General features: G+C 68.0%; 10 protein-coding genes. 3 read left to right on the forward strand and 7 right to left on the reverse strand.

Annotated elements, in window-relative coordinates:
* Positions 1-188: 188 nt before the first annotated feature.
* The 3 genes from ABQJ54_RS16375 to ABQJ54_RS16385 all read right to left on the reverse strand — a co-directional run bounded on the left by ABQJ54_RS16375 (position 189) and on the right by ABQJ54_RS16385 (position 7,291).
* Complete coding sequence (locus ABQJ54_RS16375; protein ID WP_367855395.1) at positions 189-2,534, reverse strand: TIM-barrel domain-containing protein; 2,346 nt, start codon at positions 2,532-2,534, stop codon at positions 189-191.
* Positions 2,534-4,129 carry an alpha-amylase family glycosyl hydrolase gene (locus ABQJ54_RS16380; RefSeq protein WP_367855396.1) on the reverse strand — a complete coding sequence of 532 codons (1,596 nt, stop codon included), beginning with the start codon at positions 4,127-4,129 and terminating at the stop codon, positions 2,534-2,536. The genes ABQJ54_RS16375 and ABQJ54_RS16380 overlap by 1 nt, the downstream gene beginning before the upstream one ends.
* 186 nt (positions 4,130-4,315) lie before the next feature.
* On the reverse strand, positions 4,316-7,291 hold the full coding sequence (locus ABQJ54_RS16385; RefSeq protein WP_367855397.1) for a TonB-dependent receptor: 2,976 nt from the start codon (positions 7,289-7,291) through the stop codon (positions 4,316-4,318).
* A gap of 459 nt (positions 7,292-7,750) precedes the next feature.
* Here ABQJ54_RS16385 and ABQJ54_RS16390 point away from each other — a divergent pair, with 459 nt between their 5' ends.
* The 3 genes from ABQJ54_RS16390 to ABQJ54_RS16400 all read left to right on the forward strand — a co-directional run bounded on the left by ABQJ54_RS16390 (position 7,751) and on the right by ABQJ54_RS16400 (position 11,950).
* Entirely contained in the window at positions 7,751-9,373 is a 1,623-nt protein-coding gene (locus tag ABQJ54_RS16390) for an alpha-glucosidase family protein (protein ID WP_367855398.1), read from the forward strand.
* Positions 9,374-9,604: 231 nt separating this feature from the next.
* Positions 9,605-10,441 (forward strand): EamA family transporter, encoded by an 837-nt coding sequence (locus tag ABQJ54_RS16395; protein WP_437343371.1) that lies wholly within the window; start codon positions 9,605-9,607, stop codon positions 10,439-10,441.
* Positions 10,442-10,798: 357 nt separating this feature from the next.
* Positions 10,799-11,950, forward strand: a complete 1,152-nt coding sequence (locus tag ABQJ54_RS16400) for a M23 family metallopeptidase (RefSeq protein ID WP_367855400.1) — start codon at positions 10,799-10,801, stop codon at positions 11,948-11,950.
* Between the two features lie 159 nt (positions 11,951-12,109).
* Here the strand turns inward: ABQJ54_RS16400 and bioC are convergent, their stop codons facing one another.
* From bioC to bioF, 4 genes are read right to left on the reverse strand one after another with little or no spacing between them, the layout of a single operon-like run.
* Complete coding sequence (gene bioC, locus ABQJ54_RS16405) at positions 12,110-12,991, reverse strand: malonyl-ACP O-methyltransferase BioC (protein WP_367855401.1); 882 nt, start codon at positions 12,989-12,991, stop codon at positions 12,110-12,112.
* Complete coding sequence (gene bioH / locus ABQJ54_RS16410) at positions 12,984-13,757, reverse strand: pimeloyl-ACP methyl ester esterase BioH (protein ID WP_367855402.1); 774 nt, start codon at positions 13,755-13,757, stop codon at positions 12,984-12,986. Before bioH ends, bioC begins: the two co-directional genes overlap by 8 nt.
* The gene (locus ABQJ54_RS16415; protein ID WP_367855403.1) at positions 13,754-14,662 is read right to left on the reverse strand and encodes a sulfurtransferase; all 909 of its coding nucleotides are present in this window, start codon (positions 14,660-14,662) and stop codon (positions 13,754-13,756) included. Before ABQJ54_RS16415 ends, bioH begins: the two co-directional genes overlap by 4 nt.
* Positions 14,663-14,690: 28 nt before the next feature.
* Positions 14,691-15,869: an 8-amino-7-oxononanoate synthase gene (bioF, locus tag ABQJ54_RS16420; protein WP_367855404.1), complete on the reverse strand. Its 1,179-nt coding sequence runs from the start codon at positions 15,867-15,869 to the stop codon at positions 14,691-14,693.
* Between the last annotated feature and the right edge of the window lie 134 nt (positions 15,870-16,003).

A 16,003-nucleotide genomic window follows, 5' to 3' on the forward strand; every position in this document is an offset into this window, starting at 1 on the left:
CAGGCTGCTGAAGATGCTCACGACGATCTCCCATCGATGCGGCGGGCGGGCCGCGCCATCGTGCGCCTGCCTTTCGCCCGCATGTCAGCGGCCCACCGTGGCCGGTGCGCTTGCCCGGTGAGGAGGCAGGCGCATCTGCTGCCAGTGTAGACGCCCATGCACTTGTTCTTGCAAGGCGCCGTCACGGCTCAGTGCGCGGCCAGCCGCAGCGTGCGTGCGACGCCGGCATCGAGCCTGAGCACGGTGACCGGGCCGTAGCGGTCGCTGGCGGTACTCCAGCCCTCGCCGTCGCCGGCTTCCAGTGCGGCCGGCGTCGCGGCATGGGGCAGCGCATGGCCGGCGGCATCGACCGTGGCGGAGGCGATGCCGTGCACGCGCACCAGCCAGTAGCGCAGCGCGGGGTGGTAGCTGCCCGCGGGTGCCGTGGTGCTGAAGTTCACCGTGTCGCCGCTGCGTTGCGTGGCGAGGCGCTGCGTGAAGTACGCGCCATCCGTGTAGTCGTAGGTTTCGCCGTCGTCGTCGTAATAGTCGAAATGGGTGGCCTCGGCGGCGGGGAACACGTCCACGCTCACCGTGCCGACCGGGTGCTGGCTGCTCCAGTCCATCACCGGCTGGGTGGGGATGATCGCGCCGGCGCGGACGAACAGCGGGATGTCGCGCCAGGTCTTCGCGTCCACCGGGTAGGCTATGGTCTGGCCGCCCCGGTAGACCTTGCCGCTGGTCCAGTCGGTCCAGGAGCCGGCGGGCAGGTAGATGCGCTTCGTGGTCTGGCCCTGTTCGACCACCGGCGACACCAGCAGCCAGTCGCCGAACAGCCAGGCGCCCACGTCGTTGCGCGCCTGCGGGTCATGCGGCCACGCAAAGGCCAACGGCTGCACCAGGCCCACGCCGGCGACGCTGGCACGGTGCTGGTAGCTGTAGATGTAGGGCAGCAGCGCATAGCGCAGGCGGATCGCATGCGTCGCCGCCGCCTCGGCCACTGGGCCGTACTTCCACGGCTGGCGCTTCTCGCCCTCGGTGCCGTGCACGCGGAACACCGGCGTGAACGCGCCGAACTCGATCCAGCGCGCATAGTTCTCGTCGGACGGATGGCCGACGAAGCCGCCGCCGTCCATGCCCCACTGCATCTCGCCCACGTCGATCGCGCTGAGCATGCGCGGACGCTGCGCGGCCATGCTGGCGAAGCCGGTCCGGATGTCGCCCGACCACAGGCCGTAGGCGTAGCGCTGCGCGCCCAGCCAGAAGTCGCGGTTGATCGACCACACGCGCAGCTTCGAATGTGCGCGCTGGCCGTCATACGTGGCGCGCTGCATGTTGAGGAACTGGGTGTCGCTCCTGGTGGTGTCGGCCTCGTCGTTCCACCAGCCCACGATGCCGGTGTCGAAACTGTGTTGCAGGTGCGGGTTGAACCACCACGCGCGCGCGGCCGGCTTGTCGAAGTCGATGTCCTTCACCGGCTTGTGCGAGAAGTAGTCGGGGCTGACCTTCTCGCCGGGCAACCACAGGTCGTGCGCGGTGGCGTAACGGCCTTCCACGGTGTCGACGTGCACGCGCGGCTTCATGATGCCGGTCATGTGCACGCCGAGCATGTCCATGTCGGCCTTCAGCTTGCCGGTGGGGCCGTCGGGGAATTTCACGGGATTCCAGCTGAACTCGCCCCAGTCATTGCCCCAGTCCTTCCAGTCGAAGTCGAAGGTGAAGGCGTCCAGCGGGATGTGCTTCGCGCGGTAAGTGGCGATGATCTGGCGGAACTCGTTCTCGTCGATACCCCACTGGCTGTTGATGAAGCCGTTCGCCCACCGCGGGAACAGCGGCGCGTGGCCGCTGAGGTCGGCCAGTTCGCCGAACAGTTGCTGCGGGTCGCCGGCCAGCAGGTAGACATCCAGCGCCGGCTTGGACAGGCCCGCGATGTCGATGCGGCCGCCCTTGAGCGAGAAATCCGCGCCGTCGCTGTCCACCAGCACGCCGTAGCCGGCGGTGCTCCACACGAACGGCGCGCCGGGATGACCCTGCTCGCCGGCCTTGGCCACCTGCCTGCCGCTGCGCAGCAGGCCGGCGGAGGCATCCTGGTCCTTGTCGTAGCCGCCGATGCCGTACAGCGCGTCGCCCGATGCATGGGTCAGCACGACATGGCCCTGCGCCAGCGCGGCGAGGTCGAGCGTGAGCAGCGGATGGTGTTGCGCGTCCTGCAGCTCCAGCGTGCCGGCGCTCTTGTGCCAGACCGCGGTGAGCTGGTCGCTGGCGAGGGTGAGCGCGGCGCCGTCGTCGTGCACGCGCGCATCGGCGACGGTGCCCGGCTTCGCGTGCGGATCGAGCACCAGCGTATGCGCATCGGTGGCACCGGGGAGCAGCGCCTGCACATGCACCACGCCCGTGCCATCGAGACGGATCGAAACCTGTTCGGCACCCAGGCGGAAGGCCACGCCCTGCGTGTCGACGTGCATGGCGGAGGCTGCCGGTGCCGTGGCGGACAGCGCCGGCATGGAAGCCAGCAGGCCGGCGGCCAGCGCGGCGGCGAGCATGCGCCGGGCCATCACTGCAGCACCACGCTGGTATAGGCCGGCACGCTCAGCGTGTTGTCGTGGATCGCCGCGCCGGGGCCGGTCTGCTTCAGCACGTGGCTGAAATGCGGTTCGCCGGGCGCGTCCAGCGCCATCGTCTGCGGCTGGCCGGAGAGGTTGTGTACCACCAGCACGGTGTCGCGGCCGTCGGTGCGCTCCCATGCGGCAAGGTGGTCGCTGGCCTCGGGGTAGGCGCGGAAGCCGCCGTTGCGCAGCGCGGGCACCTCGCTGCGCCAGTGGATCAGCTGCGTGTAGTAATGCAGCAGCGAGTGCGGGTCGGCCTGTTCGGCCTCGACCGAGACGGCTGCGCCGTTGGCGGGGTTGCCGGCTTCCCAGGTGGTTTCGCCCCTGGCCTTCGTCGAGCGGTCCCAGCGCATCGGCTCGCGCAAGGCGGGATCGGGCTTCTTGCCCAGCGTACCCAGCTCCTCGCCGTAGTAGACGTACGGTTCGCCCGGCAGCGTGAGCAGCATCGCGGCGGCCGTGCGCATGTGGCGGGGATTGCCGTCGAGCTGGCTCATCACGCGCTCCTGGTCATGGTTGGAAAGGAAGGGGGCGTCCTTGATGACCTTGCCGCCGACGGCTTCGTAGGCGGCATAACTGCGGTCGAGGGTGGGGCCGAGCCCCTGGTTGCGTTCGCTTTTCGCGGCGTCGATCAGTTGCACCGCCAGCGGGAAGTTGAACACCGCATCCAGCGGTTTCAGGTACGGCGCCAGGTCGGTGGCCGTGGGCTGGGTCACCTCGCCGACCAGATAGGTGTGCGGGTTCACCGCGTCGAGACCGCGGCGATATGCGTTCCACCAGTCGAGGTTCTTCGCCAGCGCGACGGGATCGTCCACGTCCCAGGGGAAGTTCTCGTAGATATGCCGGGCGGCGTCGAGGCGGAAGCCGTCCGCGCCCTGCTTCAGCCAGAACTGGCCGGCCTTGATCATCGCGGCGCGCACGGCCGGGTTGTCGTAGTTCAGGTCGGGCATTTCCGCGGCGAAGATGCCGAGATAATGTTGTTCAAGACCCGGCTGCTTGCCCGCCGCATGCCAGGCCTGGCTGCCGGCGGCGCTGGCGCTTTCCAGGTCGGTGTACTTGTCGGCCCAGCTGTACCAGTCGTGGTAGGGGCTGTTCGGATCCAGCGCGGCCTTGAACCACGGGCTCTGGTTGCTGGTGTGGTTGATCACCATGTCGATGATGACGCGGATGCCGCGCTTGTGCGCCTCGGCCGCCAGGCGGCGGAAATCGGCCAGCGTGCCGTACTGCGGATTCACCGCCTCGTAGTCGGTGACGTCGTAGCCGTGGTAGCTGGGCGAGGGATTGATCGGCATCAGCCAGATCCCGCTGACGCCCAGCGACTGCAGGTAGTCGAGCTTGGCGGTGACGCCGTCGAGGTCGCCGATGCCGTCGCCGTTGGTGTCGTACCAGCTGCGCACGAAGATCTCGTACCACACGCCGGAAGGCGCCCGGGCAGCAGAGTTCCCGGGGGCGGCGGGCGATGCGGGCTGTGCAGGCGCCGCAAAGGCGCAGCCCAGCGCAAGCAGGGCGGAAAACAGGGCCGAGGCGGCGGCGCGGCGACGGATCATCGGCAACTCCTGCGGGCGGCGGAGTGATTGTCCTGGATGGAAAAGCGATCGTTCATGGTGCCGTACCCGGATATCCGCTTTCGTGATCGCGCCATCGCCTTCGGCAACGCGTCGACGGAGAAAAAAATGCCCCGCTGGTTACGCAACGGGGCATCGGGGAGAAACAGTGAACCGCGTAGCCGCGCTTTACTGGAACTTGTACGAGGCGCCCAGCGAATAGGTGCGGCCGTAGCGTTCCCAGATCAGCACCTGGCGCGGGTCGTTGTTCTGGTAGGTGGAGAAGATCTTGTTCGACAGGTTGGTGCCCGTCGCGATCAAGGTCAGGCCCTTGAAGGTGCCGCTGCTGAACGTGTAGCTAACCTGTGCGTCATAGCTGCTGCCGCCCTTCAGCGTCTGCTCGATGCGCGAGGCGCTGATGCCCGATACCTCACCCAGGAAGCTGGAGGTGTAGTCGTCGCTGACACGTGCCTCGAAGCCGTTGTGCTGGTAGTACAGCGTGCCGTGGGCCACCCACTTCGACAGGCCCGGCACGGTGATCGGCGTGGGGTTGTCGCCGTACACCAGCGAGCTGTCGTTGTGGGTGCCGGTCAGGATGGTGCCGAAGCCGTCGAGTGCCGGGACGAGCAGGTTGAACGGCAGGTTCAGGGTGGCCTCTTCGCCACGGATGAAGCCGCGGCCATCGTTGGTCGGACCGGAGACGATGCCGTACGGCGTGCCGAGCTGGGCCTGCTGCGCCGGCGTCAGGTAGTTCGGAATGAACGCGCTGAAGTCGTACAGGTAGGCTGCGTTCGGGTCGATGTAGTTGTACAGGTGCAGGAAGTAGGCCGACACCGCGACGTAGCCGCCGCCGCCCCCGTTGCGGCACAGGTCCGAGCTCTTCGAGTCGGCGTCGTTGCACTGGTAGCCGCCGACGATCGGGCCCGAGAAGTAGTGCTCGTAGCTGATGTTGTAGTTGTCGGCCATGGTGGGCAGCAGCGCGGCATTGCCGCCGCTGGAGCTGAAGGCGGCCTGGTTCGGGTTAGTGGATTCCAGATAGGTGGGGTTGTAGCTCGGTGCCTGGCTGGCATTCATCTGATCCATGCGCGGCTGGGCCATGGTGCGTGCCGCGCTGACACGCAGGTCGTCGTTGTCGGTGAAGCCGAAGATCAGGTTGGCGCTGGGCAGGTAGCGGGTGTAGCTGGTGCCGCCGGTCACCGGGATCAGCTGGGTCTGGCCACCGGTGAGTGCGCTGCCGGGTGCCACGCGCTCGCCATCCGAGGTCTGGTTGGTGTGGTCGATCTGGATACCGAAGTTGCCGCGCAGGGCGATGGCACCCAGGTTGGTGTCGAGGTTGAACTGCAGGTAGGGGTTGAAATCGCGCTCACGCACGCGCCAGTTCGGCGGCAGTGGCAGCGACGACATGAAGGTGGGGACTTCCACCAGGGTGCCGTTGTCGATCAGGCTGAACGGGTTGTAGCACTCCTCCGAACCCATGCCCATCCACGCCAGCGGGCTGCAGTTGCTGCCGCTGAACGGTGCTGACAGCACGGGCGTGTTAGAGCTCGTGAAGCTGCCGCCGCCCAGGGTCAGGAAGTCCTGGGTGATGTTGTAGGTCTTGGTGCGGGTGGTATCCGACAGGCCGAACTTCATGCTGGAGAACGGGCCGCTGCTGAAATCGCGCTCCACCGCGATGCGGAAGTTGGCCAGCCAATCGACGGTGTGCGGCGCGTTGATGAAGCCGGCCTGCACTACCTTGTTGCCCGCGCCCCAGCCCTCTGGATCGGTCAACACCATACCTTGGGTGTAATTCAGCGAAGGTACGGCGTAGAGCATGCCATCGGGTAGTTCACTGAAGCCAAAGGCGCCACTGGGAGCGTGCGAACTACCTGTGATGTTGCCGTCTGCGTCCAAGTGTGCATCGGGGCCGTAGTAGTAGCCGGTGCCCGAATAGCTTTCCAGGTTCACGTCCTGGCGGGTGGCGCGCGAATAGTTCGCATCGGCGTCGATCGACCAGTCTTCGTTGATCGTGAACTTGTTGTCCCAGTTGAAGTTGTAGACGCGCGCGGTGGTGCTGTTGAAGTCGTTGCGGATCACCGGATTGATGTTCTGGTAGACGCCGCTCTGCACGAAGCCGTTCTCGACATTGCCGGGAACCAGGGCCGGGCTGGGCTGGATCGCGCCGGTGCCCCACAGGAACGGCAGCTCCATGCCCTTGGCCTGCTGGGTTTCCTTGAAGTTGTCGTAGGTGAGGTCGAGCGTGCTGGTGTAGTGCTCGTTCGGCTGCCACTCGAAGGTGGCCAGCAGGCCATTGCGCTTCATCGAGTCGGTGATGCCGTAGTTCTTCGAGCCGCCGACCACCTGGTCGCCGTTGCTGTCAGCCAGGTAGCCCCACGGCGCCTGGTGCTCGATCTGCGTCGGGTTGTTCTCCAGGTCCACGCCCAGCGTCACGCCGAAGGTGTGGTCGGCGAACTGGTCCACCCACACACCGTTGACGTTGTAGCCGCTGTTGCCCACGCCGGGGCCCGGGGCCAGCTGGGACATGCTGTTCCAGATGTACTTGGCGTTCACCGCCGCCTCGGGGCCGCTCTTGTCCAGCGGGCGGATGGTATGCATGTCGGTGGTGCCGGCCATGCCCTGGCCGATCAGGTCGGCCTCGGGCGAGAGGTGCACCACCACATTGTCGAACCAGCTCGACGGGTACTGGTCGAGCGCGACGTCACGGTTGTTGTTCGTGCTGACCTGCTGGCCGCCGTTGACCAGCACGGTGGAGAAGTCGGGACCGAGGCCGTGGATGTTCAGCACCTGCGGGCGGCCGTCCACGTCCTGCGCCGCGATGCCCGGCAGGCGGCCCAGCGCGTCGGCGATGGAGGCGCCCGGCAGCTTGCCGACCTGCTCGGCCGAAACGGCCTCGACGATGGTGTCGGCGTTCTTCTTCAGCGCGGTGGAGTTCTCGATACTGCTGACGAAGCCGTTCACCTGCACGGCCTGCATCTGCTTCGCCTTTTCCTTGTCCTTCTTGGTCTTGTCGGACTTGGAGTTCGCGTCGGCGGACTGGTTGCTGCTGGCGCTCTGCTGACTGTCTTGCTGCTGCGCGGCGGGCGTCGGCGCGGTGGCGGCGCTGGCCACGGCACAGATGCCGAGGCAGGCCGACGCGATCGCCATGGCCAGCAGCTTGTGTTTCATCAACATGTCTCGTCTCCCCACGAAATGGTCGTTGTCGTTGTCGCGGCGTGAACCGTCCGGCGATTCCATCGACGGCAGTCGTCAGCTCTGGCTTGCGCCCGTGCCCCCCGTCGCGTGATTGCATGGTAGGGCGGCGTTTTCGACGTGAACGATTCGTGCATACGTATTCATGGCGCGGCACAATCGCCTCCGCTGCGTCGCAGCATCGCGCCGCCGCGCCCCCTGGCGCTGCGGCGCGCTCGGCGTGCAAAGCCGCATCACTCCTGCATCCGTGCGTGGTGACGTGGTTGGCATGGATTCGTTTGGACGTCCATTTGTTGCAAACGCATGACGCGGCTGCAGCATCCATGAATACGTATGCAGCACTGTGCGGGATCGGTGTGCCCTGCCACTAAGCTGAGCGCCGTTCGACGACAGGCGGCCCGGAAGGCCGCCTGCCTCACGTCATGGGGTCCAGCAATGACCGACACACCGTGGTGGCGCGGAGCCGTCATCTACCAGATCTACCCGCGCAGCTTCCTCGACACCGACGGCGACGGCGTGGGTGACCTGCCCGGCATCATCGAGCGGCTCGACTACGTGGCCGGGCTAGGTGTGGACGCGATCTGGATCGCGCCATTCTTCCGCTCGCCGATGGCGGATTTCGGCTACGACATCGCCGATCCCTGCGACGTCGATCCGCTGTTCGGCACGCTGGCCGACTTCGACCGCCTGCTCGGCGAGGCGCATGCGCGCGGCCTCAAGGTGATGATCGACCAGGTGCTCAGCCACACCTCGGCGGAGCACGCCTGGTTCGCGGAGAGCCGGCAGGGCCGCGACAATCCCAAGGCCGACTGGTACGTGTGGGCCGACGCGAAGGAAGACGGGACGCCGCCCAACAACTGGCTGTCGATCTTCGGCGGGCCGGCCTGGCGCTGGGAGCCGCGGCGCGGCCAGTACTACCTGCACAACTTCCTCGCCGCGCAACCCGACCTCAACTTCCACAACCCGGCAGTGCGCGCGGCGGTGCTGGACAATCTGCGCTTCTGGCTGGATCGCGGCGTGGACGGCTTCCGGCTGGATTCGATCAACTTCTGCTTCCACGACGCACAACTGCGCGACAACCCGGCGAAGCCGAAGGAGCAGCGCACCGGGCGCGGTTTCAGTCCGGACAACCCGTACGCGTTCCAATACCACTACTACAACAACACGCGACCCGAGAACCTCGCGTTCCTGCAGGATCTGCGCGCGCTGATGGACCGCTATCCCGGCATCAGCACGCTGGGCGAAATCTCTTCGGAGGATTCGCTGGCGACGATGGCCGAATACACCAGCGGCCACCGCCTGCACATGGGCTACAGCTTCGAGCTGCTCACCGACGACTTCAGCGCCGCCTACATCCGCGACACCGTGCGCGCGCAGGAGGCGAAGATGGTCGAAGGCTGGCCGTGCTGGGCGATCTCCAACCACGACGTGGAGCGCGTGCTCAGCCGCTGGGGCAATGGCCATGGCTCGGCCACGATGGCGAACCAGCTCACCGCGCTGGTCTGCTCGCTGCGCGGTTCGGTCTGCGTGTACCAGGGCGAGGAGCTCGCGCTCACCGAGGCGGAGCTGCCCTACGAGGCGCTGCGCGATCCCTACGGCATCGCGTTCTGGCCCGAATTCAAGGGCCGCGACGGCTGCCGCACGCCGATGCCGTGGGACGACGGCGAGCACGCCGGCTTCAGCCGCACCACGCCGTGGCTGCCGGTGCCGCCCGAACATCGCGCGCTGGATGTGGCGCGCCAGCAGGGCGACCCCGCCTCTGCGCTCAACGGTTACCGCCGCTTCATGCGCTGGCGCCGCGGGCAGCCTGCGCTGCGCAGCGGCGCCATCCGTTTCCTCGATACCCCCGAGCCGGTGCTGGCCTTCGTGCGCGAGCTGGGCGAGGAGAGGGTGCTGGTCGTGTTCAACCTGTCCGCCGCACCGGTGGAATTCGCGTTGCCGCTGCCGGAAAAACTGCAGCCGCTCGAAGGCCACGGCCTGGCGGCAGGCACGCTGGACGGCCAGCGCCAGCGCCTGCGCCTACCCGCCAACGGCAGCCTGTTCGCACGGATGACTTGACCAGGAACGCCTCGTAGGAGCGCACCCTGGGCGCGATGGCCGTTGGCTCCGGTCGAAGCGCCAGAGCCATCGCGCACAGGGTGCGCTCCTACGGGTTTGCTGCGTAGGTGGCCTTGCCCGTGGGCGGGGTGGGCTTTGCGCACGGGCGCAGGCATCATGGCGCTCCTTCCCCGACTATCATCGCCCGTGTCCGCGCACACCTCCCGTGCTTCCGTGCTGCTCGCGGTCGGCATGCTGCTGGTCAGCATGGCCTCGTACCAGCTGGGCGCCGCGCTGGCCAAGCAGCTGTTCCCCATGGTCGGCGCACAGGGCGCCACGGCCTGCCGGCTGGGCCTGGGCGCGCTGATCCTGCTGCTGGTGCGGCGGCCGTGGCGCACGTGGCAGCGCGGCCGCGACCTGCGTGCGCTGTGGGGCTACGGTCTGTCGATCGGCATGATGAACCTGGTGTTCTACATGTCGCTGCGCACGATCCCGCTGGGGATCGCAGTGGCGCTGGAGTTCACCGGGCCGTTGGCGCTGGCCCTGTTCGGCTCGCGCCGCCTGCAGGATTTCATCTGGATCGCGCTGGTGGTGGCGGGCCTGCTCCTGCTGCTGCCGCTGCGCGGACGGACGCATGCGCTCGATCCGGTCGGCGTGCTGTACGCACTGGCCGCGGGCGTGGGCTGGGCGTGCTACATCGTGCTGGGCCAGCGCGCGGGCAGTGCACATGGCGGCGATGCGGTGACCTGGGGCACCTCGATCGCAGCGCTGCTGGCGATCCCGGTGGGCGTGGCACACGCCGGCAGCGCACTGTTCAATCCGGCGCTGTTGCCGTTCGCGCTGGGTGTGGCCCTGCTCAGTTCCGCCTTGCCGTATTCGCTGGAGATGGTGGCGCTGACGCGGCTGCCGACGCGCAGCTTCGGCACCCTGCTCAGTCTGGAGCCGGCGTTCGCGGCACTGGCCGGCGTGGCGCTGCTCGGCGAGCGGCTCAGCCTGCTGCAGTGGCTGGCGATCGCGGCGATCATCGTGGCCGCGGCGGGCACGGCGCTCAGCGTGCGCAAGCCGGTGGCCGAGCCGCTGGTGAATTGAGCGGCGGCCGGTGGCGCGTGGCCAAGGCACGCGTCGAATGAAGAAGCCGCAGGGTCACGCACCAGTGCTTCTTCGACCACGGGACATGAGCTTCCTCCGCGGGTCGGGCTGCGAGCCCATTGCCGGGCAAGGACACGGGTGATCCAGTACCCCGCCGGCCCTCCACCGATCGTCCGTGGTCGGAGTCGGCCATTGGTCATGGAGCAAAGCGCCCGTGTTCGAAGTAACGTTCGACGGCAGGGAAGAGCTGTTGCCGGGTCTTGATGACCTGCACGGGCAGTTCTGCCGCCATTGCCGCGAAGTGCGCGTGAGGCCGCGCTTGCTCCGGCGGCAAGCACATGACCCGATGAGGATGCCATGGGACGATGGTTCGCAACGCTGGTGTTTGCAGCTGCTCTGACATTTGCGTTGCGCGTGGACGCGCGGGAACCGGCGGTCCGCAACGGCTTCGCCGTGGAAGTCCCTGTGCTGCCCATGTCGGTCAAGGTCCATGGGCAGCAACTGGTCAGCTATGAAATCCACTTGACGAATTTCTCCAGCGACCGATTGGAGATAAGCCGTATTGCCGTGCTGGACGCCAGGAACGGTCAGCCGGTAATCCGGCTTTCCGGCGACGCGCTGGCGGCGGCCACCGCCGTTGTGGGCGGCGCGGCAGCGAAGCCCGGGGAACGCAAATTCATCGATCCCGGGCAGCGGGCCGTGGTGTTCATGGATTTCACGGTGCCATTGGGATCGCTGAAGGGGGCGATACGGCACGAGATCGACTATGCCGTTGTGTCCACCGGGGCCACGTCGACCATCAGCGCGGGTCCGCTGTCGCTGGACAGGCACAAGCCATCGCTGATCGCGCCGCCGCTCCGCGGCGGCCCGTGGGTCGCCATACACAGTGCCGCATGGCCGCGCGGGCATCGGCGCGTGTTCTATGCCGTGGCGGGCCGCGCGCGACTGCCCGGGCGCTTTGCCATCGACTGGGTCAAGGTGGACGGCAATGGCCGTACGACGGGCGGCGATCCCGACATCGCCAGCGAGGCATATGGCTACGGCGACGATGTGCTGGCCGTGGCCGATGCATCCGTGGCGGCGGTGCGCGACGGCATGGACGAGCCCTTGAAGATATCGCAGCGCACCGCGCATCTGCCGGCGGAAGATGCCGGCAATTACGTGACGCTGCGACTTCCGGACGGCCGATTCGCTTTCTACGAACATCTCAGGAAGGGCAGTATCCGGGTTCACGCGGGCGACAAGGTGACGACGGGACAGGTGCTGGGGTCGCTCGGATTCTCCGGCGAATCCACGGGGCCGCACCTGCATTTCCACGTGGCCGATGGCGACTCGCCTCTCGATGCCGAAGGCGTGCCGTTCGAGATCCGGAGCTTCCGGCAATTGGGCCGGTACGACGATATTTCGAAGCTCGGCAGCAGCCGGGCGCCTGCGCAGGGAGCGGCGGTGCGCGAGAACGAATGGCCCGATGCCAACGCCGTGGTGGATTTCAGCGCCGCGGCGCGATGACCTGCGTGCCCGGGCATTGCAGGGAAAGCGACGTGGGTACGTCGGCGCACGCAACCGCTTTTCAGTATGTCACGCGATACACGCCAATCCTCGCCGGCACCGCGCGGACATCGGGGTGGATGTCCGCGCAGGGGAGCGCGGTGGTGGCAAAATGGAACCTCAGCGCCGCCGCGAACCGCGCAGGCTGCTGAGCGAGAAACTGGCCACCTCGCCACCGCCGGGGAGGCGTCGGGACTGGCCTGGCGGCGGCCCCCAGGCGTGGGCGGTCACCACTTCCCAGGTGGCGGGAATGCGGCCGTCCACGCGCATCGCCTCGTAGGCGGCGAGCATCGCGCGGTAGTGCGACTTGCCGGTGAGGTGGCGTTCACGTGCGGCATCGGCATGGGTGGCGCCCAGTCCGCGCAGTTCTTCCAGCAGCTTGCGCGGCTCGCTGTAGGTGAGCGTGTAGCGATCGACGTCGAGCACCGGGTCGCGCAGGCCCGCATTGAGCATCGCGTCGCCGATGTCGTGCATGTCGAGGAAGCGGCTGACGTGGGAGTGGCCGTCCACCGCGGCCCAGGCTGCACGCAGCTCCTTCAGCGTGTCGGGGCCGAAGGTGGAGAACACGAGCAGGCCGCCGGGCTTCAGCACGCGACAGCATTCGCCGAACAGCGCGGCGAGGTCGTCGATCCACTGGAAGCACAGGTTGGAGTGCAGCACGTCCACGCTGTGGTCGGGGAAGGGCAGCGCCGTGGCCTCGGCGCAGACGCGGCGGAATGGCTTGAGCCAGCCGCTGTGCGCCTTCGCCGCGCGCAGCATCGGCAGCGCGAGATCGACCGCGATCACCTCGGCCTTGGCGTAGCGCTGCTTCAGCAACGCCGTGCCGCGGCCGGTGCCGGCACCCACGTCGAGCACGCGTGTGGGTGTTTCCAGGTAGAAGCCGAGGCGATCCAGCAGCGACTGCTGCACTTCGCGTTGCAATGCGTCGTGCTGTTCGTAGCTGCGCGCGGCGCGGCCGAAGTTGCGGCGCACCTGGGTGCGGTCGAGGTGGAAATCACTCATGGAAGCTGTCCAGCAAGGGCTGCAGCGTCTGCGCCACTGCGCCGGCATGCGCGACGAATGGTGCGTGGCCGGCATGTTCGATCTGCATGTAGTAGCCGCGCGACTGCTGCGCCGACCACTCCATGGCTTGCGGATGCACCAGCCGGTCGCGGCGGCCGGCGATCCATGCGTTGGGCTGGCGCAGTGAAGGCAGTTGCATGCGCAGGTCGTTCGTTTCAAGGATGCGGATGCCCTCCTGCAGCACGCGCAGGTCGGGTTCGCCGCGGGCGAAAGCGATGTCGCGCAGGTGGCGCAGCGCGGCGCGCGGATCGGCGCTGCCCATCGCTTCCAGCGAAAGGAAGCGGTCGATGGTGGCGTGGTAATCGGTTTCCAGATCCAGCGCGAGCTGGTGCACCAGAGTCGCATCGCTGCCCCAGGGCCAGCTGTCGTCGCGCACGAATCGCGGCGTGGCACACAGCATCGCGAGGCCGCGCACTTGCTGCGGCTGTTCCAGCGCCGCGGTCAGCGCGATCAGCCCGCCCAGCGACCAGCCCAGCCAGATCGCCGGCGGCGTGGCGGCGGCGATCGCCGCGGCGCAGGCGGAGGGCTCCAGCGGCAGCCCGCAGCCGCGCGACCAGCCGTGGCCGGGCAGGTCCACCACGTGCAGCGTGCAGCGATCGGCGAGCGCGTCGACCAGCGGCGCCACCACGCCGCCGTGCATCGCCCAGCCGTGCAGCAGCACGAGGGGGACGGGGCCGCTGCCGAGTTTTTCGATGTGCAGGCTCATGCCCCGCCCCAATGGGGTGAAGCGCCTTTTGCGTTCGCTTCCTCTCCCCTCCGGGGAGAGGATTGAGGTGAGGGGTGGGTGCTCGCGGGAATGTTGCTCAGAGCCGGCTTTGATGCGGGTTCATCGCAAGAGCCGCCCCTCACCCCAGCCCTCTCCCCGGAGGGGAGAGGGAGTTCGCCCGCAGGGAGCAGATCCGGTCCCACCGCCCCGCGCCCGTCGAACACGAAGCAGTCCCCCTGCCAGTGCGCGCCGTCGGTGAGTTCCAGGTATTTCAGGATGCCGCCCTCGAGCTGGTGAACGTGCTCGATGCCCAGCTCCTGCATGTGCAGCGCGGCCTTCTCGCAGCGGATGCCGCCGGTGCAGTACGACACCACAGTCTTGTCCGCGAAACGCGCACGGTCGGCGGCCACGGCGGCGGGGAAGCCGGTGAAGCTGGCGAGGCGGTAGTCCACTGCCTGCGCGAAGCGGCCCACGTCGGTTTCGTAGTCGTTGCGGGTGTCCAGCATCACCACGTCGCGGCCGTCGTCGTCGTGGCCCTGGTCCAGCCAGCGCCTCAGCGTGGGCGCGTCCACCGCCGGCGCGCGGCCGCCTTCGGGGCGGATCGCCGGCATGTGCATGGTGATGATCTCCTTCTTCAGCCGCACGCGCAGGCGGCCGAAAGGCACGTCGTCGGACAGCGATTCCTTCGCTTCCAGTCCGGCAAAGCGCGGGTCGCTGCGCAGCCACGCCATGAAGGCATCCGCCGTCTCGCGCGGGCCGGCGAGGAACAGGTTGATGCCCTCGGGCGCGAGCAGCACGGTGCCCTTCAATGCCAGCGCGGCGGCGCGTTCGCGCACGCGTTCGCGCAGTGCGGGCAGGTCGTCCAGCGCGACGAAGCGGTAGGCGGAGAGGTTGACGATGTTCATGCGGAAAAGGCGGCCAAACGACTCGCCATTATACGGGGCCGCCCGTGGCGGCCGGTTTCGGCAGCGTGGCCAGCGCATCCAGCAATTGGTCGACGTGTTCGTCCTCGTGCGCCGCCGAGAGCGTGATGCGCAGCCGCGCCTGGCCTTGCGACACCGTGGGTGGGCGGATCGCGGTGACCAGCAGGCCGCGTTGTTCCAGCCATTGCGCAGCCTCCAGCGCGGCCTGTGCATCACCCAGCTGCAACGGCTGGATCGCACTGGGCGAATCCATCAGCGGCAGGCCGAGCTGTGCCGCGCCGGTGCGGAAGCGGGCGATCAGTGCCTGCAGTTTTTCGCGGCGCCAGTTCTCGTTGCGTGCGATCGCCACCGCGGTGCCGGCCGCCGCGGCCAGCGCCGGCGGCATCGCGGTGGTGTAGACATAGGGACGGGCGAACTGCACGAGTCCGTCGATCAGCGTGGCCGAGCCGGCCACGAAAGCGCCGCTGCCGCCCAATGCCTTGCCCAGCGTGGCCATCAGCACCGGCACGTCGTGCTGGCCGAGGCCGGCGGCACGCACGCTGCCCGCGCCATCCGCGCCCAGCACGCCGAGGCCGTGCGCGTCGTCCACCATCAACGTGGCATGTTCGCGCGCGCACAGCGCGGCGAGCGCGGCGAGTGGCGCCACGTCGCCGTCCATGCTGAACACGCCGTCGGTGGCGAGCAGTGCGGCAGCCTGCGGGCGGCTGCGCAGCTGGCGCGCGGCGGCCTCGACGTCGGCATGCGAATAGCGCTTCAGTTCGGCGCCTGCGAGCCGCGAGCCATCCAGCAGGCAGGCGTGGTTGAGCTTGTCTTGCACACACACGTCTTCGCGTGCGAGCAGCGCTTGCATCGTGCCGAGGTTGGCCATGTAGCCGGTGGAGAACAGCAGCGCACGCTCGCGTCCGGTCCATTCGGCCAGCGCCTCTTCCAGTTGCGCGTGCTCGCGGCGATGGCCGCAGATCAGGTGTGCCGATCCGCTGCCCACGCCTTCGTCATCGGCCGTGCGTTTCAGCGCGGCGATCAGTTGCGGATGCTGCGCCAGCCCCAGGTAGTCGTTGCTGCAGAAACCGAGCAGGCGGCGGCCCCCGCTTTCCAGCCACGGGCCTTCCGCGTGTTCGATGGTACGCAGCCGACGGCGCAGCCTGGCGTGCTCCCGTCCGGACGTCTGGATGGCCAGACGGTGGAGCAAGTCGGCTCTTGCTCCCTCTCCCCCAGCGGCATAGCCGCTGGGGGAGAGGATTGGGGGGAGGGGGGCTTTGCTGGTCATGGGCGAGGCAGGGGCGAGAAGCACCCTCTCTCCCCGGCCCTCTCTCCCAGGCTTCG

This window comes from Rhodanobacter lycopersici, assembly GCF_040812335.1.
GTDB classification, from domain to species: Bacteria; Pseudomonadota; Gammaproteobacteria; order Xanthomonadales; family Rhodanobacteraceae; genus Rhodanobacter_A; species Rhodanobacter_A lycopersici.